17 protein-coding genes and 2 pseudogenes are annotated in these 21,454 nt (G+C 53.6%); 7 read left to right on the forward strand and 12 right to left on the reverse strand.

The genetic code is table 11. The features are described 5' to 3' along the window. Positions 1-4: 4 nt before the first annotated feature. A complete protein-coding gene (locus ACWKV5_RS16880) occupies positions 5-1,588 on the forward strand; it encodes an aldehyde dehydrogenase (NADP(+)) (RefSeq protein WP_483842194.1) in 1,584 nt (527 codons plus the stop codon). 210 nt (positions 1,589-1,798) lie between these two features. Here the strand turns inward: ACWKV5_RS16880 and ACWKV5_RS16885 are convergent, their stop codons facing one another. After that, positions 1,799-2,575, reverse strand: a complete 777-nt coding sequence (locus ACWKV5_RS16885) for an SDR family NAD(P)-dependent oxidoreductase (protein ID WP_483842434.1) — start codon at positions 2,573-2,575, stop codon at positions 1,799-1,801. Positions 2,576-2,818: 243 nt separating this feature from the next. Here ACWKV5_RS16885 and ACWKV5_RS16890 point away from each other — a divergent pair. Continuing rightward, a pseudogene (locus tag ACWKV5_RS16890) lies at positions 2,819-3,028 on the forward strand (hypothetical protein). Positions 3,029-3,085: 57 nt separating this feature from the next. Here ACWKV5_RS16890 and ACWKV5_RS16895 read toward each other — a convergent pair. The 6 genes from ACWKV5_RS16895 to ACWKV5_RS16920 all read right to left on the reverse strand — a co-directional run bounded on the left by ACWKV5_RS16895 (position 3,086) and on the right by ACWKV5_RS16920 (position 10,579). Beyond that, positions 3,086-4,054, reverse strand: coding sequence for an XdhC family protein (locus tag ACWKV5_RS16895; RefSeq protein WP_483842195.1), 969 nt, complete (start codon positions 4,052-4,054; stop codon positions 3,086-3,088). A 74-nt stretch (positions 4,055-4,128) separates the two neighbouring features. Beyond that, positions 4,129-5,241 carry an alkene reductase gene (locus ACWKV5_RS16900; RefSeq protein ID WP_483842196.1) on the reverse strand — a complete coding sequence of 371 codons (1,113 nt, stop codon included), beginning with the start codon at positions 5,239-5,241 and terminating at the stop codon, positions 4,129-4,131. Positions 5,242-5,271: 30 nt separating this feature from the next. Next, on the reverse strand, positions 5,272-6,456 hold the full coding sequence (locus ACWKV5_RS16905) for an FAD binding domain-containing protein (protein WP_483842197.1): 1,185 nt from the start codon (positions 6,454-6,456) through the stop codon (positions 5,272-5,274). Positions 6,457-6,616: 160 nt separating this feature from the next. Then, the gene (locus ACWKV5_RS16910; protein WP_483842198.1) at positions 6,617-8,845 is read right to left on the reverse strand and encodes a xanthine dehydrogenase family protein molybdopterin-binding subunit; all 2,229 of its coding nucleotides are present in this window, start codon (positions 8,843-8,845) and stop codon (positions 6,617-6,619) included. Continuing rightward, positions 8,835-9,311: a (2Fe-2S)-binding protein gene (locus tag ACWKV5_RS16915; protein WP_483842199.1), complete on the reverse strand. Its 477-nt coding sequence runs from the start codon at positions 9,309-9,311 to the stop codon at positions 8,835-8,837. Before ACWKV5_RS16915 ends, ACWKV5_RS16910 begins: the two co-directional genes overlap by 11 nt. Next, positions 9,308-10,579 (reverse strand): c-type cytochrome, encoded by a 1,272-nt coding sequence (locus ACWKV5_RS16920; RefSeq protein ID WP_483842200.1) that lies wholly within the window; start codon positions 10,577-10,579, stop codon positions 9,308-9,310. Before ACWKV5_RS16920 ends, ACWKV5_RS16915 begins: the two co-directional genes overlap by 4 nt. A gap of 240 nt (positions 10,580-10,819) precedes the next feature. On the opposite strand from ACWKV5_RS16920, the gene ACWKV5_RS16925 reads away from it, so the two are divergent. The 5 genes from ACWKV5_RS16925 (at position 10,820) to ACWKV5_RS16945 (ending at position 15,715) form a co-directional block, all read left to right on the forward strand. Continuing rightward, on the forward strand, positions 10,820-12,037 hold the full coding sequence (locus tag ACWKV5_RS16925) for an MFS transporter (protein WP_483842201.1): 1,218 nt from the start codon (positions 10,820-10,822) through the stop codon (positions 12,035-12,037). A 115-nt stretch (positions 12,038-12,152) separates the two neighbouring features. After that, positions 12,153-13,052, forward strand: coding sequence for a LysR family transcriptional regulator (locus ACWKV5_RS16930; RefSeq protein WP_483842202.1), 900 nt, complete (start codon positions 12,153-12,155; stop codon positions 13,050-13,052). 104 nt (positions 13,053-13,156) lie between these two features. Beyond that, complete coding sequence (locus tag ACWKV5_RS16935) at positions 13,157-13,783, forward strand: DsbA family oxidoreductase (protein ID WP_483842203.1); 627 nt, start codon at positions 13,157-13,159, stop codon at positions 13,781-13,783. A 161-nt stretch (positions 13,784-13,944) separates the two neighbouring features. Beyond that, positions 13,945-14,598, forward strand: a complete 654-nt coding sequence (locus ACWKV5_RS16940) for a hydrolase (protein WP_483842204.1) — start codon at positions 13,945-13,947, stop codon at positions 14,596-14,598. A gap of 286 nt (positions 14,599-14,884) precedes the next feature. Then, positions 14,885-15,715, forward strand: a complete 831-nt coding sequence (locus ACWKV5_RS16945; protein ID WP_483842435.1) for an alpha/beta fold hydrolase — start codon at positions 14,885-14,887, stop codon at positions 15,713-15,715. Positions 15,716-15,989: 274 nt separating this feature from the next. Here the strand turns inward: ACWKV5_RS16945 and ACWKV5_RS16950 are convergent, their stop codons facing one another. The 5 genes and pseudogenes from ACWKV5_RS16950 to ACWKV5_RS16970 form a co-directional block, all read right to left on the reverse strand. Beyond that, on the reverse strand, positions 15,990-16,520 hold the full coding sequence (locus ACWKV5_RS16950; protein WP_483842205.1) for a helix-turn-helix domain-containing protein: 531 nt from the start codon (positions 16,518-16,520) through the stop codon (positions 15,990-15,992). A gap of 777 nt (positions 16,521-17,297) precedes the next feature. Beyond that, the gene (locus ACWKV5_RS16955) at positions 17,298-18,200 is read right to left on the reverse strand and encodes a LysR family transcriptional regulator (RefSeq protein ID WP_483842206.1); all 903 of its coding nucleotides are present in this window, start codon (positions 18,198-18,200) and stop codon (positions 17,298-17,300) included. Positions 18,201-18,720: 520 nt separating this feature from the next. After that, positions 18,721-18,843: pseudogene (locus ACWKV5_RS16960) on the reverse strand (DNA binding protein); the annotation flags it as partial. Between the two features lie 71 nt (positions 18,844-18,914). Next, entirely contained in the window at positions 18,915-20,300 is a 1,386-nt protein-coding gene (locus ACWKV5_RS16965) for a GntP family permease (RefSeq protein WP_483842207.1), read from the reverse strand. Between the two features lie 295 nt (positions 20,301-20,595). After that, the gene (locus tag ACWKV5_RS16970; RefSeq protein WP_483842208.1) at positions 20,596-21,441 is read right to left on the reverse strand and encodes an amidohydrolase family protein; all 846 of its coding nucleotides are present in this window, start codon (positions 21,439-21,441) and stop codon (positions 20,596-20,598) included. Between the last annotated feature and the right edge of the window lie 13 nt (positions 21,442-21,454).

Consider the following 21,454-nt stretch of genomic DNA (forward strand, 5'->3'; position numbering starts at 1 on the left):
TCTTATGAACGCTGACACTGGACACAACTTTATCAATGGCGGACGCAGCGCCATGGGACACACGCGCCTGCAAAGTTTCGACGCCACCACGGGCCAGGAACTGCCGGGCTTCTTTATCGAAGCCACCCACGAGGAAGTGGACGCTGCCGCCCAGGCAGCAGCAACTGCTTACCCGTCTTACCGCACCATGCCTGCAACTCGGCGCGCCGCGTTTCTCGAAGCCATCGCCGATGAACTTGACGCCCTAGGTGATACGTTCATCGCAACGGTCTGCCGCGAAACAGCATTACCGGCTGTACGTATTCAAGGTGAGCGCGCCCGTACCAGCGGCCAAATGAGACTGTTCGCTAAGGTGTTGCGACGCGGTGATTTCTATGGCGCACGCATTGACCGTGCCCTGCCTGAGCGCCAGCCCCTACCCCGCCCCGACCTGCGCCAGTACCACATCGGCATCGGCCCCGTAGCGGTGTTCGGCGCAAGTAATTTCCCTCTGGCCTTCTCCACCGCCGGTGGCGATACCGCTGCTGCGCTCGCGGCGGGCTGCCCGGTTGTGTTCAAAGCGCACCCTGGCCACATGGCTACGGCCGAATGGGTTGCTCTGGCGATCATTCGCGCTGCCGAAAAAACCGATATGCCAAACGGCGTCTTCAACATGATTTACGGCGGTACCGTCGGCGCTTGGCTGGTGCAACACCCCGCCATTAAAGCCGTCGGTTTCACTGGCTCGCTCAAAGGTGGACGAGCGTTATGTGACATGGCGGCAGCACGACCAGAGCCGATTCCGGTGTTCGCAGAGATGTCGAGCGTCAATCCGGTGCTGGTGCTGCCTGAAGCGCTGAAATTTCGCGGTGCTAAAATTGCGGCTGAGCTTAGCGCCTCGGTGGTTCAAGGGGCAGGACAGTTCTGCACCAAACCGGGCATGGTGATCGGAATACGCTCTCCCGAGTACCAGACGTTCCTCGAGGATTTGGCCCAACAGATCAACGCTCATCCTACGCAGACGATGCTCAACGCTGGCGGGTTGTGCCATTACTCCGATGGCTTGATTCGTCTGCATGATCATCCGCAGATCTACCATCGCGCTGGGCATCCTCAAGAGGGTGGTCAGGCTCATCCACAGCTGTTCGAAGCTGACGCCGAGCTCCTGATCAACGGTGAAGAACTGCTTCAGCACGAGGTGTTTGGCCCGGTTATCGTCGTTGTTGTGGTCAATGATTCGCAGCAACTCAATCAGGCATTGCAAGGTTTACAGGGACAACTGACCGCGACCTTGATTGCCGAACCTGAAGACCTTGAAGCGTTCGCCGAGTTGATACCTTTGCTGGAACTGAAGGCCGGTCGTCTGTTGCTCAACGGATACCCAACCGGTGTCGAGGTATGCGACGCGATGGTTCATGGCGGCCCTTACCCGGCCACCTCGGACGCCCGAGGTTCGTCTGTGGGAACGCTCGCGATTAACCGTTTCCTTCGCCCGGTTTGCTTCCAGAACTATCCAGACAGTCTGCTGCCGGAAGCGTTGAAAAACGCCAATCCGCTCGGCATTTTACGTTTGGTAGACGGCGTCAGCACAAACCAGATTTTGGGTTGATGATCTTGGGGGCGGATTGGGTAACTTCAACTATTCCGCCCCGGAAGCAATGGTAACGCAGTGAGAAACAACTCTGCTGCGGCTCGGAGCGTTACCAGCGGCGCTAGTTTGTTTAACAAAAAAATGGGCCCTCTAAGGGCCCTTTTGTATTCAAACCAAAATCACGTGGTCAGCCAGGACTCAACGGTCGCAGAAGGGATTGAAAAAGTCTTAATGACCCTTGTTCTCAATCAGAGAATTGCCACCGTCCACTACAAGCAATTCCCCTGTGATGTAACTCGCTTCAGGAGAAGCTAGGAATGCGACAGCTGCGGCCACTTCTGCTGGCCGGCCCGCTCTTCCAAGAGGTGTAGAGCATGCTGCTCGGATTTCATCAGGAGTGCTCGATCCTGTTGCAATCCAACCGGGCGCGACTGAATTCACCGTGATACCAAATTGAGCAACCTCAAGGGCGAGACTCATGTTCATGCCGACCATTCCGGCTTTTGCTGCACTATAAGCAGCCTCTCCTGGATTACTGGCTCGTGTGCCTGTGGTTGAGCTGATGTTCACTATGCGGCCATATCCTCTAGTCCGCATCCCAGGCAACACCCCTTGAGTTAATAGGAACGCAGTTGTCAGATTTCTAGCGATGGAAAAATTCCAGGTTTCGAGGCTCGTATTCGTGAACTCGGCGAACGGTTCTGGACTCCCTTGCATCGCCATACCGGCATTATTTACAAGAATATCGATGTGGCCCCAAACGGCCTCCGCCCAAGCGACGAACTCTCTAACCTGAGTTTCCTGAGTTAAGTCTACCGGTCGACCCTCTGCTTCGAAGCCGGCGGCGCGTAACTCCGCAACTCGCTCGTAGATGCGTGCGCTGCTTGCCGTGACGATCAGCTTGGCCCCTTGAGCCCCAAGACGATGGGCAATAGCCATACCGATTCCAACCTCACTGCCCGCTCCACTAACAAGCGCCACCTGATCTGCCCAACTTGAATTCATCATCCTTGCCTCTGTTGAAGGTTTGCGAGAAGCGCACGAATGGAGGTGTAGCAGATAGCCGAAAACGCCGGTTGAGGATTTGGTCGCTTGCGTCGATAAACTGCAAATAAAAAGGGCCTTCGAAGAGCCCTTTGTTTGTACTCAGACCGCGATTACTTGGTCAGCCAAGACTCTGAAGCGCAGTAACCCTGTCGGACTGTTTTGGACTTTTACTACGCAGTCCTCTTGCACGGAGGAATAACGATGTCGAATACAGACCTACTCCCTACCCTACTCTTCAAGACCAATTAGAACCAACTCGCTCTCGAAACCGCGATCATGGAGCTGACTTTGTGGGTCGAGCAGCACGGCTCAGCTGACGTTGGAAGGAACGTGCGAGGCGTGCTGGAAACAACCAGCAAGAACGAAGAACTCATCAACATGTCGCTTGCAGTACTCATGACGCCTGAGTGACCTGACAATATGGGTACACGTCTTCACATCACTCACGTAAGGGTGGCAAACGTATTTTTACAACGCGTGACGCTGTACGCCGTTGGACACCCGGAGGATATCGGCCATCACCGCCAGGGCAATTTCTGCCGGTGTCTTGCTGCCTAAGAGCAGGCCGATGGGCGCATGGATCCTTTGAAGGGTCGCTTCATCAATCCCGCCAATCCTCGCCAGGCGTTCAAAACGCTTGCTGCTTGTGCGCTGCGAACCCATGGCGCCAATGTAGAACGCCCGAGTACGTACCGCTTCAAGTAGAGTCAGGTCGTCCATGCGTGGATCATGAGTGAGAGCCACCACTGCTGTTGATGCATGGCATCCGCCGTTGGCAATGTAGACCGCCGGCAGCAACTCATGCACTTCAACGCCCGACAGTGTAAATCCGCTAATCACTTCTTTTCGCGGCTCGCACAGAATCACCTCATAGCCCAGCGCAATGGCAAAGCTTGCGCAAAACTCCGCCACCGGCGAAAGCCCGGCCAGCAGCAAGCGCTGTACCGCGCCAATACGAATTGCCACCTGTTCTGCACCGACTTCGACTCTCGCTGAGTACATACTGCCCGGGTTGATACTTCGGTGCTCGGTGCCCAGCAGAACCCGGCGTGTGATCAAGCCCTCCCCCGCGATCGCAGCCTCAACAGCAACAAGATGCCTATCGGTCTCTTCCGTCGGCGCCAGGTACTCGACAAGCACATCCAGCACGCCACCACATGGCAAGGCCAGAGTGGGTGCCAAACCACCCTCGCCATAGCGAACGATCTGGCTCACCGGCTTGAAAAATTCACCGATGACCCGCTCAATAAAATCATCCTCGACGCACCCGCCAGACAATGACCCCCGATGCTCGCCGGAACCCAGGCAAACCAACATGGCCCCTGGCCCACGCGGCGCCGAACCAAAGGTGGCGAGGACGGTGCAAAGCCAAACTGGTTGGCCTTGAACAATCCAGGCGCGGGCTTTCTGAACGACTTGTAGATCAAGTTGATTCATCACTTCGATCCTTACCAACTTTTCCTTGGTGACCGGCAAGCAGCGTATGCGTTTTCCTGTGGCATGCTGGCAACCTACGGATGAGCGGGATAGTCGATATATCCGTGCGCATCGCCCCCAAAGAAACTGGCAGGATCCGCTGGGTTGAGCGGCAGATCCTCGCGGATACGTCGCGGCAGATCGGGGTTAGCCAAGAAAGGACGACCGAAGGCGATGATATCTGCGCGGCCCTCCGATACTGCCCTGGCGGCGGTGACTGGGTCATAACCACCGGCGAGCATCAGCACACCGTGCCATGCGGTACGCAATTGCTGAATAATGGCGTCCCAGCGGGGATCAAATTGCTCATCTCGTACAGTTCCAACGATGGCCGGCTCAACCAGGTGAAGATAAGCCAGCGACCAGTCGTTAAGCCGGTTAACCAGATAACCAAAGGTGTCTTCAGGCGTGTCGTCACCCATTCCCATGAAGCGCCCCATGGGCGTGAGGCGGACAGCAGTTCGATCTGCTCCGACTTCTGCTGCTACAGCTGCCACGACTTCGAGCAAAAGACGACTGCGATTTTCGATGCTTCCACCGTAAGCGTCATCCCGTTGGTTACTTGCGCTATTGATGAATTGGTCAAGGAGATAACCATTGCCTGCATGGATTTCAACTCCATCCATTCCTGCCTCAATAGCATTACGCGCAGCGCGACGATAGTCGTCTACGATTGCTCTGATGCCATCGATTGTCAGTGCTTGAGGTTCTGGAATCTCTCCCCATACGCCGTTGCCTTGTTCGTCGACAATAAATGTTTTACCAGGAACCGGCATCGTTGTCGGCGCAACTGGAAGCCCGCCATCAGGTTGGAAGCTTGGGTGCGAAACGCGCCCGACATGCCATAGCTGCATAAAAATTTGCCCGCCGGCCTTATGTACTTCATCGGCCACAACATGCCAGCCATCAATCTGTTCTTGGCTATAGATGCCAGGCGTCCAGGCATAGCCTTGCGCTTGGCGAGAGATCTGAGTCGCTTCGGTAATGATCAGAGCAGCGCTGGAGCGCTGACGATAATACTCGGCGTTCATCTGGGTAGGGACGTCGCCAGGCTGGCCCGCTCGAGAGCGTGTGAGTGGTGCCATTGCGATGCGATGCTTGAGCTGCAACGGGCCAACGGCAATTGGTTGGAAAAGTGACTGAGGCATTATCTTTCTCCAGGTTTGAGCGGGCTGGACTCAGCCAGCGTGAATTGTCGAACGGTGAAACATCAAGTGGTCGCCGATGGCTTTGCCCTGGACGAGCAAACGCTGTCCCAAGGCAATCTGTTCGGGTTCCCAGTTCGCTAACGCGCGATCCGTATCCTCTGGGGTTTGGCTCAGGTGCCGGGCGAGTTCGAGTGCGTTGTAGGCTGCCTTGGACGTGCTGGCCGCAGTGTGAGGCCTGGGAATAGCTGCGGCATCGCCGAGTAAAACCACCCGTCCATCAACTAAATGTGGCATCGCCAAATCACGGATGCTTTGGACAAAAGGCTGCTGGGTGGCTCGCACCACATCCCGAAAGGAGGGTGGTAACAGTCTGTCGGCCTCACTCCAAATATGGTCGCGCCACGCAGGTGCGAGGAGCCCCTCTGGTACCGAATACTCACGCCTGTGTCCGGTTGCGTCGGTCATGACATTGCCGATGAGATCCTCTTCGAGAACCCGATACCAAACCCAGTTGTAATAGCGTTGGCCAGGTCGAATATCATTGCTTTCGCCCGGCACCAGGTAACCCAGAATGTGTGAGCCGTGGTTGTTTGCGAAACTGAAGTCACTCGCCAGAATCTGGTGAGATAGTTCGGGCAAACTGCTTTCCGGTAGAAGGCCGCGCCATGCAATATATCCGGCGTAGCTTGGCTCGTATTCTGGCCAAAGCACGTGGCGTACTTGCGAGTTACCGCCGTCAGCTGCGACTAGCAAGCCAGCCTCAACACGCTCGCCATCATCAAAAGATGCCACCACACAGCCGCCCTCGGGCTGAGTAACGCCAATCAGGACTTTTCCCTGGTGGTAGTGCTCATTGCCGAAAGCTTGACGCAATGTTGTGTAAAGCAGCGACCAGGATGTCTGAACTTGCGGAGCGTAGGTTTTGCTTTGGACACGACCGTCCGGATGCAGCACGGTACGGTATTGCGATCGAACGCCCATCTCTAGATTGGCCAATGGAACATTTAGTTGGCGAAACGCATCGACCACCTCTGGCTGCAATACTATGCCGCCGCCTCTGCTGTCGAGGTCGTGGGAAGATCGCTCATAAATGTCGACACTCCAGCCCGCCTGGCGCAAAAGATTACCTGCGAAAAGCCCACCCAATGACCCACCAATTACCATTGCACGGCGCGAAGTCACGGGTAGCTGAGGGACAGTCTTGAATTTGCTCATGGGTGGATCCTCCGTTTCGACCTACTTTAAGGACTCCACGGCAATGTGATAATCAGCGTTCTTCGCTATGCCGTATTGCGTGAGTTGCAACACTGTTCGCGGCGCAGGAAACACTGGCCGCTCTCTCGGAGCGGTCAGGTTCGGTGATCGATTGCTGAGCTTAAAACGATCGTGTCAGAGGGAGTTGCGAAGGCCGATGTCCCGTGGCGTCGGTTACTGCATTTCCAAGGGCGGCAGCCATAGGGCCTTGTACAATCTCCGCAGCCCCCAGAAATGGCTGGCCTGGCTGATCTATCAAATGTACTTCGACATTCGCTGGCAATTGCGAAAACCGCAAAATCGGATAACCGCTCCAGTCATAACTACGTATTCCACCCGCATCAAACTTGATGGCTTCGAATAAAGTCCAACTGGTGGACTGCACTATCCCGCCCTCTATTTGATTACGTAGACCGTCGGGGCTGACGATCTGTCCGACATCCACTGCCGTTACCACCCGATCAACCGCTATGTCGCCAGTTTGAAGATGAACGCGTACCTGCACCGCGATAGCGCAGTACCCCATGATATTTTTGTACCGAGAGAAGGCGAAGCCGACACCTACGCCTGGGTCGTTGGGTCTTGCTGCCCAACCAAAGCTGTCCCGCACTCGCTCTATCACTGCTCGAGCACGAGGATCTTCCAAATGTGCGAGGCGAAAGGCGACTGAGTCCACCCCGGCACGTGTCGCCAACTCATCAATACAGGCTTCAATCGCGAAGACGTTGATGTGTGCACCCAAGGAGCGCATGGCGGACGTGCGAAATGGCATCTGGGTGACAAAGTTCATGTCGATACGGGTCGACGCCACTGTGTACAGAGGTACGGCGTTACGGTCACCGTCCCCTTCCGGCTGCGCGATAGGAACTGATGGGGCTGAGGTGAATGGCTTAGCTAGTAGACGTGCAGGTAACAATCGACCCGCATTGACAATGCGTTCGTTATGCGGGGTCGTCCACAGATCGTATGCCCAATCCTGAAGTCGACCACTATGATCCAGGCTCGCCTGCACCTCAGTGATCATTGCGGAGCTGTAAGGCTCCCAAAGGTTTTCCTGCTCTCGCATCCACTGAACCCGCACGGGACTTCCAGGCATGCGCATGGCAATCAGTGCAGCATCGGCCGCCGCATCATCTGCCCCATTATGGCCATAACAACCCGCCCCCTCGGTATGGATGCACCGAACACGATCCAGCGCTAACCCCAGCATTTCCGCTATACCCGCGCGAAGTGGGTAGACGCCTTGAGTATGAGTCCAGACAGTAAGCAAACCGTCCTTGAGCCAAGCTACTGCGCAGGACGGGCCGATTGAGCCGTGCATGAGATATTGTTTGGTCACCCGTGCCCGGTAACTCGATCCAGCTACCGCAGCTGGGCTGCCGTTGTGACTGATAGGGTAACGCCGCGATGTCAGTTGAGGGAGCAATGCATGGATGTTGCGCATGTCGGGTAACGCATCGCCTTCGCTCCATTTCGCCTGCTCATACCCTGCGCGCATCGCCTTCACTGCTTGCCATTCGTCCTTTGCAACGACGGCTAGAAAGTTGCCGTCACGAACGACCTGCACAACACCCGGGAGGTTCTGCAAGGCGCTGGCATCAAACGACTGCAGCCGGCAACCTGGTCTAGGCGGTCGGATAAGTCGTGCATGGAGCATGCCTGGAAGTCGCATGTCTTGTACGAACGCGGCACCTCCACTGACCTTGGCCGGAATATCCAGGCGAGGCAGCGAATGCCCAATCACACTGAATTTTTCAGCGGGCTTTGTCGAAGTCTTTGGCTCCGCATAGCGATGCAAATCCACTCCGCTGACTGCTTCGAAGTAGGGCATGCGCCGCCCGCTGGGGTCATGAATTATCGCATCGCGCGTCACCAACCGATCAGGCTCAACGCCCCAAATCCTGGATGCAGACTCCACTAGCAGTTGGCGCACTTGGCCAGCGGCGTTGTATAACGCTGTTCCACTGTCAACGATGGTGTGACTACCTGCGGTATACCCTTCATTGGGTGTCAACGCGGTGTCAGCGGTCAGTATGTGGATTGCATTGGGCGCGACTTCCAAACGTTCGGCTGCGATCTGCAACAACGCGGTTTTTACCCCTGTACCCAGCTCGGCCTTGCCGGTGTAAACGGTTATTCCCTGCGCGTCGACGCGGATCCAGGCATCCAGGTAGGGATTGGAGCGCAAACTACCGGGTAGATCTGGAGCCAGAACCTGGGTGCCAAGCGTATCCACCTCAGTATCAGCCAATACATTGCCTACAACCGGCAGCAGCGAGAACGCAACCAGCAAGGAACCGTTGCGCAGGAAGGCGCGCCGCCCAAGATCGACGTTAGCGTTAGTCTTCATGATCTGCTCCAGACGCGGCGACGGCGCGGATGGCGTCGATGATTCGCAGGTGTGTGCCGCAACGGCAGAGGTTCGGCGCCATATGAGTGATAATTGTCTGCCTGTCAGGGTTTCGATTGCGCTCCAGCAGTGCCTGAGCTCGCATCAACATACCGGCTATGCAGTAACCGCATTGTGCGGCTTGCTTCTCAATAAACGCCTTTTGCAGTGCACTGGGTTGATCGGCAGTGCCCAGACCTTCTACGGTACGGACGTCTTTTCCCTGCACGCTTGAGCAAGGTGTTATGCATGAAAATATCGGCTTATCGTCTACGATCACCGTGCAGGCGCCGCACTGGCCTAGCCCACACCCGTACTTTGCCCCATTGAGTTCGAGCTGGTTTCGCAAGGCATAAAGCAGAGGTGTATCGGCGTCGATATCCAGATGATGGAGGGATCCATTGACATTCAAGGTCATGTGGGTCATTTCGCATCCTCACGTAAGTCTTCGATAGTTTCTGAGAGGTCGGCCCAAGGATGATCCGGCTGAGCACTAGCACGCAGATACGTAGCCAGCACAGTGAGTTGGGATGCGTTTAAGGTGGCGGCAAAGGCTGGCATGCCAGGGCCTGAGGTTCCAGGCGGTAGAGCTATGCCATCCAGTACCGTTTTGATGAAATTGCGCGAAGAGGCGGAGCGCATTGCTGAGGTATCCGCAAGATCAGGACGGCTGTCGATCAAACGCATCGGGGCGCCTGAACCATGGCAACCTGCACAGGAAGCCTGGAATAGTTCAGCACCTTCATTTTGCGCAGTCGGATCGACAGTTGTAATGCCTGGAGCAGGCGACCGTGGTTCAACTGGCATGTTTGAACCCAAGCTAAGTAGGTATTCGGCAATGGCTTCCACATCGCTGACAGGTACCTTCGCCAGGCTAAGACTGACCGGCCTCATTGGGCCTGCCGCCGCTCCGTGGCTGGCAGCGACATCACCACGCAGATAGTCCACCAGTTGCTCGCTGTTCCAGGACTTACGCGCATTGGCCAAGCCAATCAGGGACGGGGCCTCCCAGCCATCGACCATGCCCCCTGCAAGTGATTGACCGGACTTTTCAGCGCCCAAAAGGTTGAGTGGCGAATGGCAGCCCGCGCAGTGCCCTGCGCCTTCTACCAGATACCGCCCGCGATTCCATTGGGCAGTTTGCTGGGCCTCCGATTGCTGCTGTTCGCCGTTAAGGAACAGCAGATTCCAGAACGAAACCAGCGGCCGAATGTTCATGGGGAAGTTCATTTGGTTTGACATAGCGGGCGAATCTACTGGTTGCCCGCTCATCAAATAGGCGTAAGCGTCTTTCAGATCGCCTTCGTTCATGCGGCGATAATGTGCGTAGGGAAACGCCGGATAAAGAAAATGCCCGTCGCGGGATATCCCGTGACGCATGGCCCGTTCGAACGCATCCAGAGACCACTCACCGATGCCCGTACGATCGTCGGGTGTAATGTTGGTGCTGTAGAGCGTGCCAAAAGGCGTCACCAGCGGTAGCCCGCCGGCCAAATACGCGCCTCCCGGCCGCGTATGGCAGACGGCACAATCGCCAGTCTCGACAACGAGCGCTCCGCGCTTGATCTGCTCGGATTCCTGTAAAGCGTGTTGTTTTACGGGAGCGAAGGATGGCCGCCACATTAGAGCGACGGCTATAGCGGTGCCACAGACGACGAGCGTAAGTCCTCCTAGCCAGAGACTTTTTTTATTCATGCTTGGTCATCCTTTGCGGCTGCACTAACCACCCCAGCAGCGGTGTGCACGTGATGCAAAGGTTAGGCAGGCATGAAGATGTGGGGTATCGCTTCTCCGCGCAAAAGTGTGTTGCGCCATCTGCTATGTATGCGAGCCATTGCGTTTAGCGCATCGCAGTGTTGCTCCGCAGACTAATTCCTCAGTTGGAAGTAGCAACCTACGCTAGCGACTCAACTCAACCCTTGATGAGGTGTCGCCATGTCCTCTGGCAGCTCCACAACGACCGACCTGAAACAGACCCCAATATCGGCGCCAACCCTGTCCACAGCGATGGTGATTTTGCTCGCTTTCTGTTGTGGCGCCGTTGTCGCAAATCTGTATTACGCCCAGCCAATCGTAGAACTGATAGCGCCTCAAATTAACCTTTCAAGCGAGCATGCCAGCCTGATCGTTTCATTGACTCAGTTCGGATACGCATTGGGACTGTTCTTCTTGGTTCCCCTGGCTGACCTCATGGAAAATCGTCGTTTGGTAGTCGGCTTCACGCTGGCTGCTTCCTTGTGCATGGCCGGTGCAGCCCTGAGTCAAACGCCTTCAATGTTTCTAATCTGTTCGTTGCTGATTGGCCTTACTTCAGTGGCAGTGCAAATCTTGGTTCCGCTGGCGGCGCACATGGCGCCTGAAGAATCCCGAGGCCAAGTGGTTGGCAATATCATGAGCGGTTTGCTGTTGGGGATTCTTCTATCACGCCCGATCGCCAGTACGCTCACCGAGTCATTCGGTTGGCACGGTGTATTTTTCGGTGCATCCGCTCTGATGGCGATCATTGCAGTCCTGATGGGGTTCGCGCTGCCACAGCGTACTCCCGTTCACCGCGCCAGCTACGGAGCGTTAATCAGTTCAATTTTTACCTTGGTGGGTCGCTACGCCGTGCTTCGTGAACGGTCTTTGTATCAAGCCTTGCTTTTTGCCAGTTTCAGCATCTTTTGGACAATCGCGCCTGTCGAACTTATCCGTCATTACCATTTCAGCCAAACACAACTGGCACTGTTTACCCTGGTTGGTGCAGTGGGGGCGATAGCGGCACCAATTGCAGGACGCTTGGCGGATGCCGGGTACTCAAAGCAAGGTACCGCCATCGCTCTGATAGTTGCACCGGCTTCGCTTTTGATTGCAGCGCTACCCTCCTCTGGTTACCTGTGGTTAGTGGTTTGCGCGGTGCTGCTGGACTTTGCTGTTCAGTTGAGCATGGTGCTGGGACAGCGTGAAGTTTATGCGCTTGATCCGCACAGTCGTGCTCGCTTGAATGCGGTTTACATGACCAGTATTTTCCTTGGGGGAGCTTTGGGCTCACTTCTGGCGAGTCCGCTTTACGAACGATTGGGATGGGGTTCGTTTGTTTGCCTGGCAGCGTTGGTACCTGCCGTTGCTGCCGTGCTGTTTTTCACTCGGTTATTCAGTAGTAGAAAAGAGTGACTTATGCCAGCACAAACATCCAAGGCAATAGCGCAAAACGTAGGCAGAATACGACCAAATAGGCATTTGAGCTGAGCTGCTGGATCCAGTCGCTCATAACACCGGGGCCTGGGCCATGGACAAACTGCTTGCGCTAACCATGTTCGTCGAAACTGTGCGCTGCGGTGGATATTCTGCAGCAGCGCGCAAGCTCAGCGTTTCGACCTCATCAGTCACTCGCCAAGTCGCGAGTCTCGAAGCGGAGTTGGGCGTAGCACTGCTCAACCGTACGACCAGGAACACGAATCCCACCGCTGCGGGACAAACATACTTCGATAAAGCTCTATTTATCCTTGATGCCCTCGCCGAGGCTGACACGGCAATTGCCGACCGCAGCTCCGAAGCTCGCGGTCGATTGAGGGTAAGCGTACCGGTCGAGTTTGGTCGCAGAGTCATAGCCCCACACATGGGACGCTTGCTGTCTCAGTATCCCGAGCTTGACGTGAGCCTGTCTCTGAGCGACCAGATGACCGATCTGTTAAAAGAGCGAATCGATTTGTCCGTTCGTTTGGGTTCTACATTAGCCAGCGAAGACATCATCAGTAAACCGCTTGGTCGATTCGAGCGATGGGTAGTAGGAAGCCCTGACTATTTCGCGAGAGCCGGCATTCCCTTGCAACCCCGAGAACTTGTAAATCACGAGTGCCTGCGTTTCGATTACGGGGACATGCATCACGGCTGGGATTTTCGCGGCTCAGAAGACTCCATTCGCATCAATGTTTCTGGGCGTCTTGAAAGCAACAATGCCGATATCCTGCGAGAGGCGGCTTTGAATGGCAGAGGCACTGCGTTGCTGGCGGACTGGCTTGTGGCAGAGGACGTACGCCAAGGGCGCCTGACGCGGGTGCTCGCCAATTACGAAGCCAACCCTAGTGACGCCAATGGCATGATCAACGCGCTCTATTTGCCAAACCATCGAAGATCTAGCCGAGTGAAGGTTTTTATTTCTTTTCTCGAAGAAATTCTGAGCTACTGAAAGCGATAACGAAACAGACGCAATGCAGTGTTGCGTTGAGGATGTGTATTCAGATTGGGTCAACTCACCTAAAGTCTCGCCATTGGACATTTTGGTTGACCAACATGAAAAGCAATTTCATCGCCTTCGCCTTTGATTTCCTCGACCCTTGGTGTTGGATAGGTGAAAAGCGCCTGCGCCAAGCCATGATCAACACTGGGGTAATGCTCCCTATTGACTACCAAGCCTGTAGATCAGCGTATCCGAAAGCTCAGATTGGCATGGACTATCGGACATACCAAGAAAACCGCTTTGGCAGTCACGCAAAAAACCATGAAGAAGCGCTATTCCATGCGGCTGCGGAGTGTGGCATTTCGCTGGACTTAAGCTTGATTACCACGATGCCGAATACAGAATCTGCGCTTCGGCTCATGCAGTGGCAGAAGCATAGAGGCAAATGTGTTGGAACCCTGTTCGAAGGTATTTACCAAGCGCGTTTTTGTGAGGCAAAAGACATAAGCGATCCAGTGTCGCTTCTAGCATTACTCGAGCAAGATCCCGAAGAACGACAGTTGACATTGAATTTCCTCCGTAGCGAAGACGGCATTAGTGAGCTCTTGAAGGCCGAGCGTGAAACGATCGAGTGGTGCGGACGCCTTACACCTACCATAAAGATAGGTGAAACACTTATAAGCGGCGCACAGCCTTCAGAAATACTCGCAACGTTTCTAAAGCAAGCGAAAACTCGATAGTGTTTAAACGTCAGGTATTCCACCTGAGCCAACGCGGTTTTAATATCGGAAAAACAGATGTTTTTCACAGCACAAACTTTCCATATGCGCACAGGACTACAAGCACCACGCGACGATTGAGCATGAGAATGACCGTTCCGAAACGAAGCTGGAGTTGTGTCATGCCAACCGCTAAAGCAGCACCGGGTAAAGGTCTCATCGATCCGTCCAATCACGTTTTGGTACTGATCGATTTTCAGTCCCAAATGTCTTTTGCGACCAAATCAATTGACGCTGTCACCCTGCGCAATAACGCTGCGCTGATTTCGAAGGCAGCGAAGGAATTTAGTGTTCCTGTGATTCTTACTACAGTGGCGGAAAAAAGTTTCTCCGGCCCCATGTTCGAAGAAATCACTTCGACCTTCCCTGATCAGCAACTCATCGATCGAACGAGCATGAATACCTGGGAGGATGAAAGGATCGCTGTCGAGGTCAATAGGATTGGCCGAAGCCGAATTGTGCTTGCGGGTCTATGGACTTCAGTTTGCATAGTTGGGCCTGCGATATCTGCTCTGGAACAAGGGTTCGAGGTATATGTCATCTGTGATGCATGTGGCGACGTTTCAGATGAAGCTCATGAACGCGCCATTATCCGTATGGTGCAGGCAGGTGCGCGACCAATGACTTCTCTTCAGTACCTTCTTGAGTTGCAGCGTGACTGGGCTCGTAGTGATACCTATAACGAGACAGTAAAAACCTCCATAGCCCACGGTGGCGCATATGGCCTAGGTCTGATTTACGCTAAATCAATGTTCAATGCCTCAGAAAGTCACTGATTGGATTTACGCCTCATTTGAAGGAGTGAGGCGTAATCCCGCGAGTCTCACGGACAGAAAAGGCAGTTTCAGCCTTTTCTTGCGTGATAAGGGCGACTCTTATGAGGAAAACACGATGCAGCAAAATTCAGATTACATAGCGTTGACGGATAGCGATAGCTTTGCATTCCCGAGGCGAAACTTTCTCGTGGGTATTGCCGCACTAACCCTGCTGGCGAGTGTGCCCTTGAAAGTGATGGCAGCGACGCATGAGAAAGTTCAACCACCCAAAGCCCGGAGTGATTCCATGACCACAATCAAAACAGCAGACGGCACTGAGATTTTCTACAAAGACTGGGGCCCGAAAGACGCGACGCCCATCATGTTTCACCATGGCTGGCCATTGAGCTCCGATGATTGGGACAATCAGCTCATGTTCTTCTTGGAGAAAGGCTACCGTGTTATTGCCCACGACCGTCGCGGTCACGGTCGCTCAACCCAGACGTGGACAGGGAACGACATGGACACTTACGCCGCAGATGTGATTGCACTGACAGATGCGCTTAATCTGAAAGGTGCAATTCATGTCGGCCATTCAACGGGGGGCGGTGAAGTCGCTCGTTATGTAGCCCGCGCCAAGCCCGAACGAGTCGCAAAGGCTGTGCTAATCAGCGCCGTGCCCCCAATCATGGTCAAATCGGATAAAAATCCTGGTGGCCTAGGTATTGAAGTGTTTGATGGCCTTCGTAAGGCGCTCCTCGAAAACCGTGCGCAGTTCTACATGGACGTTCCTTCGGGGCCGTTCTACGGGTTCAACCGTCCAGGCGCAAAGGTCTCGCAAGGCACCATTGAGAATTGGTGGCGTCAAGGCATGATGGGTGGTGCCAAAGCTCAATACGACTGCATCAAGGTTTTTTCTGAAACGGACTTCACTGAAGATCTAAAAAAGATCCCAATTCCTACTCTCGTAATGCATGGAGACGACGACCAGATAGTGCCATATGACGATTCCGCACCTCTCTCAGTCAAGCTTTTGAAGAATGGCACCCTCAAAAAATATCCTGGTTTTCCACATGGTATGCCGACTACAAACGCAGCAGAGATTAATGCTGATATTTTGGCATTCATTCGCAGCTGAGCGATCTGATCGTAGATATGAAACCCTCTGTATTAACGTTACCGCCTCCGAGCGATGGATCGCCGAAGGTTCCGGCAGTCAAATTCATTCTTGCCGGATCCCGAATTGCTTACCATCGCTCGGAGACTCATGTAGGGCAAACTAATATACCTGTCATCCTGGAGCACAATTCCATAAATTGAATATCATGACCTTCGCTCAATTAACACGTTGGCAGACAGGGTTTAAATTTTAGCCTCTGTCGCCTGCTGGTGTTTATTGGGTCTTCCAGAGGTCATACTGATAAAAGTTTATTTTTACGCCATCTCCCAGGAGTCATACCCACAAACTTACTAAATGTACGAGTGAAATGTGATTGATCCGAAAAGCCACATTCAACCCCTATCTGGGCGAGCGGTAGAAAACCGCCCAGCAACAGTTCTTGTGATTTCTGTATTCTTGAATTTATTAACCACTCTTTAGGCGACAGTCCCGTGCTGTGTTTGAACGCCCTGGAAAAGTGACTTCTAGATAGAAAGCACTCTTTGGCAACTTCTGCAACCGACATAGGCCCTGATAGGTTTGAAGCAATTATTTCTTTTGCTTTTTTCTCTCTCCATATTGCTAGTGTTTTTGATGGCCCTGCATTTGAGGATTCTATGTTGCATAGCGTCAATAGCAATGAGTAGAGTTGCAAACTGTTTTCGATGACGACATGTAAATCAGCTTGTTCTTTAGCCGCAAGAGCTTGGCCTAACAGCTTAAGGAGGTGACATGCTTCAGCATCAAGTACAATTTGACTTCTTTCACTGTTCAGGCTATTCATGACGGCCGCCTCCATCGATTAGTTTAATTTTTGTATTATAAAAACACCTTCTATAAGTTAAAATTTTATTGCAAGACACCAACCTTCAGCTCTAGCGAGCTTTAGAGAAATGCTTTATTTGGTTCCGAACTAAACAGTCCGAATAAACCGTTTTGCTATTGATCGCACCACGGAGGGTCAAGACCCTTGATAGGTGTATCGTCGAAAACTGTATTGGAAATCGGCCGCCGGTCGCAGATACTCAGCAGGTAACGACTCCGACTGGATCGATCGCCATTGGATTCTGAAAAATCAAAATAGCGTGAGCCCGTAGTACGAATTCGCATCCAAACTTCGTCGACGTCGGCGCCCGCGTTAGCCAACTCACCCTTCACGATTGCAACTCACTCTGAGCATACCTCGGGGGATCGGTCATATGTCTTATTACAGCAGCTCTGACTTGCATCTTCTGTCTCCGATGCAGCTGAAAGCAATAATAGGTGTTGGTTACTATGCAGCACTCCTCCCGTGGCATAAATGCATCATTAGGCACAGCTCTTGGGAATTGAATTCACAAAACCGATTTCGACGTGGGAAGCTTCCACAAAACGAGTACTCGCTCCCCATGGCCGCGCTGTCGATCATTCCAGGTCAGAAGTCATGGGTGTTGTTGCAGGGGGTTAATCTGATGACTGCTAGGATGGCCGGACGGCATCGTCATCAATGCGCAAAGAGAAATGGCTATACATCCTTGCTAAAGAGCATTATCGAGCCCTTGGAAAGACTACGGTACCTGGATCACCTCCGATCCATAAATGTTTGCAGGCACGGCACCATAAAATCGAGAAACGTCCGGATACGCTGTGGCACATGTTGCCCGCCCTGATACAGCGCATGGACTTCCTCGGAGTCATGCCCCGCCTGCGCGAGCACTTCGACTAGGCGGCCTGCAGCGATGTCTTCATCAATATGAAAATCAGCTAATCGGGCAATTCCAACTCCTGCAATCGCCATACGTCGAACGGTTTCACCGTTGTTGGCCTGCAGACTACCTTGGACGATTCGGTCGATAATCCTACCATTTTGATGCATAGGCCAGACTGGATTCGATCGCTGAAAATTGAAACTGAGACAGTTGTGCTGGGTGAGTGATTCAATGGTTTCAGGCATTCCGTATTTTGAAAGATACGACGGGGATGCAACCATTTTGCGTTGGGCAACACCAATCCGCCTTGCGCGCAATGTTGAGTCACTCAATGCACCCACCCTGAAAGCAATATCCGTTCGATCAAGGTACAAATCGACGAGGTCATCGGACAAGGACAGGTTAATCTGAATGTTTGGGTGCGCGTCCCAAAATGCAGGCAAATTGGGTTCAATGCCCAGTGTACCGAACGCTACCGATGAATTGATCCGTACAACGCCGCGTGCTTTCTGTGCCCCTTGTGCCAAGGCACGTTCGGTATCATCCAGTTCAGCCAACAACGCGTTACTACGCTCGTAGTAAATGCGCCCTTCATCAGTCAATGACAACTTGCGGGTTGAGCGCTCAAGCAGTCGAATGCCGAGTCGGGTTTCCAATCTAACCATCAGTTTGCTGACCGTTGACGGAGTCATCATCATTTGGCGCGCCGCTTGCGAAAAGCTACCGGCATCGACGACCCGTACAAAGACCTGCATCTCCCCCGCTCGATTATCCATATCTATGCCCTTTCATTGATAAGCAAAAAATATCACAAGCGGCATTCTTCTATACTCTGTGATTATCTGGTTTCCATTCTTTGTACTTATGAATCCATGTCACAAGCGGCCGGGTATTCACCATATTGTTAACTTTCTGGCAAGGGCAATGATGAAAAGGAAAAATTTCATACCTGACTACCCCTCTGCCCTCCTTCCAAGCAGCAAGCACGGCATGCAGCACGCGCCTCATTTGCCTTCGTCCTGTAGTCGGCGCGCAGTCCGGGTAGCAGCCATTTCGTAGCGGGTCGCCCATAGTAAGTTGGACGATATTAATGCTTTCTGGCCCGTTTGACGTGACAGCAGTCCCTAAAAGGGAGAGGGAGGATTAACCCCCAGTTTGATCTTCCCGATAGCCAGGCAAGCAGGAAGGTATGAGGACGAAACGCAGAGGGAGCCGAGGTAAATCGAAGTCCATCACGACCTTGTCGCAACAAAATAAAAAAGGCCCTCTCGGGCCCTTTTTGTACTCAAACCAAGATCACTTGGTCAGCCAAGACTCAACGGTGTCGGAGCCGTACTCAGCTTTCCATTCTTTCAGTTGATTGTGGTTGCCACCTTTGGTTTCGACGACTTCACCAGTGTGAGGGTTTTTATAGACCTTAAACGTAACTCTATCCCCCACCCTCGGCTAACTCGCTCGGGCCGAGTAACTACCTGCGAACAGATCCTGACTCAAATCACCGTGACAGCCGCATTCAACATCAACACCACAATCAAACCGACCACGGCTACGATGGATTGAACCACCGAAATGGTCTTGGTGGCTTCGCCCATGGTCATGCCGAAGGATTCCTTCACCATCCAGAAGCCCGCATGGTTCGCATAGTTGAAGAACAGCGAGCCGCAGCCTATCGACAAGGCAAGCAGAGGCAGGTTGAGGCTGGGATCAGCACCGGCAAGCGGCGCCAGCAAGCCAGCAGCACCAACGATACCTACAGTGGCGGAACCGGTAGATACCGAAAGCAACATCGCGATCAACCAACCCAAGATCAGCGGAGGGAACGCAGACTGTTGAGTCAGGTGCACAATGGCATCGCCCACCTTGGCGCTGGTTAGCAGCTCCTGAAAGGCACCACCGCCGGCGATGATCATGATGATTGAGGCGATTGGCTTGAGGCTCTTGCCCAAGGATTCGCGCAATTGCCCCGCATCGCCGCCCCGCGCGAGTACCAGACTTGCCCCCGCAAACAGCACGCCTAGGAGCATGGCTATCAGGGGATTGCCCAAGAAACTAGCCATTTTCAGGATCGCATTGTCCTTGGGTAATACCATCTCAGCGACGGCATGAATCAGCATCAGGATTGCCGGTAGCAAGGCTGCCAGTACGCCAAGCCATATGCTGGTGCTTGGTTGATCGTCGGCTTTTTCAGCTAGGGTAAACTGATCTAGCAAAACCTGATCGGGCCGAGTGCTCATGCGCGGCGAAATGAATGCGCCATAAAGCGGGCCGCCTAAAATCATTGCAGGAATAGCCGCAATGAAGCCATAGAGCATTGTGGGCCCAACCGAGGTTTTGAGCGCGGCGATGGCCGTCAAGGGGCCAGGGTGCGGCGGTACCATCCCGTGCATGGCTGCAAGTGCCGCAATCACCGGAACACCCACATACACATACGCTGAACCTTTGAAGCGAGCCTGGCTTTCCAGCTTTCGCGCCACGCTGAATATCAGCGGCAGCATGATCACCAAGCCCACCTCGAAAAACATGGGAATGCCAATTACAAAGGCAACCATCATCATGGCCCAAGGAATCATCCGATCCGATGTTCGCTTGAGGATGACCTCGGCGATCTGCTCTGTGACGCCTGCGTCAGCAAGAATTTTGCCTAGCATCGCTCCAAGCGCGATTACGATCCCCACTGCCCCCAGTGTCTTTCCGGCGCCGGTGATCAAGTGGGAGACAATGTTTTCTGGCTCCATACTGGTTGCAAAGCCAACGCCAACGGAAACTACTAGCAAGGCCAGAAGCGGGTGCATTTTGATACGCGACACGATGAGCGCCACCAGCACCAGGACGCTCACCAATGCGGTCAGTAAGAGGTCTATATCTAAAGGAGTCATGAAAGGATCTCGGTTGGGCTGGCGCCCAAACTGCACTCAGATTTGAAAGAGAAGTTTGAAACCGTAACGCCTGTCGGCGCACGCGATAAACCAAACATCGTTTGGGTGCTTTCGACTTCGGCATTGGATGACGTGTTCATGGAATCCACTCTCTTGTAATTGGAATAGCTGCTATTACGCAGAACTTCTCGATGCAGCACGAGAGGTTTGACTGCAACGTCGCACTTCGAACGTTCTGTATGTATTCGTTTAAATGGGTGAGATGAATGGTCATCTGCAAATTCAGGCGTAAATTTCAGCTTTCGCCTTTTGCAAAACCGAATAACCTTCGGGGGGCTTGCACCAGCAACGAATAGCTAACCTGCGTCAAACACTCCAGTGCTTGCAACTGATCAACTACGGTGCTGAAACCGATGCTTTGCTCATGCTGCGTGTGCGGCCAGTCGCTACCCCACACCAACTGGCGAAGGCCGAAACTTTGTTCCAGCAGCGGTAATGCCATGCGAGCGAAATTGATGTTCTGTTGCGGCGTACCTCCTAAACGATAGATTCCCGATACCTTCATCCAGATCGAACCTTTCGATCCCAACTCCAGTAACTCGCCAAACCCGGGTTGATCGACGCCCGAATTCGCATCCGGCCGACCAAAGTGATCAATCACCAACTTCAAACCGAACGGCGTCAGTTGATGGATCAGTCCCGGCAGATCCTTTACCTCCCGATGCAACTCGACATGCCAGTCAAGATCAGCAATGTGGCTGAAAAACTCTCTCCAGGCACTGTTACGGAAATCAGGTAACGCCTTACCCATCAGGTTCAAGCGAACGCCGACCACGCCCAGATGATCCATGTCATTCAACATGGCCCGACTGACGCCTGGCTCCACCACAACCACGCCTCGCAACTGATCCGGCGCTTGCCTCAACGCCGCAAGCAAGTAGCTATTGTCGGTGCCGAGAAAGCTCGGTTGCACCAATACGCCATGACTCAGACCATGAGCGTGCAAGTGCGTCAGATACTGCTCAAGCGTGGCGTCGTAATCAGGGGTATAGCGCCGTGAACCGACCAGATTTAGATCACGGCTAAACACATGAGCATGGGAGTCGATGCCGGTGATCGGCGTAGAACAAGTGTCAGTCATAGCGTTCATCTAT

It is taken from the genome of Pseudomonas oplopanacis, from assembly GCF_057128725.1.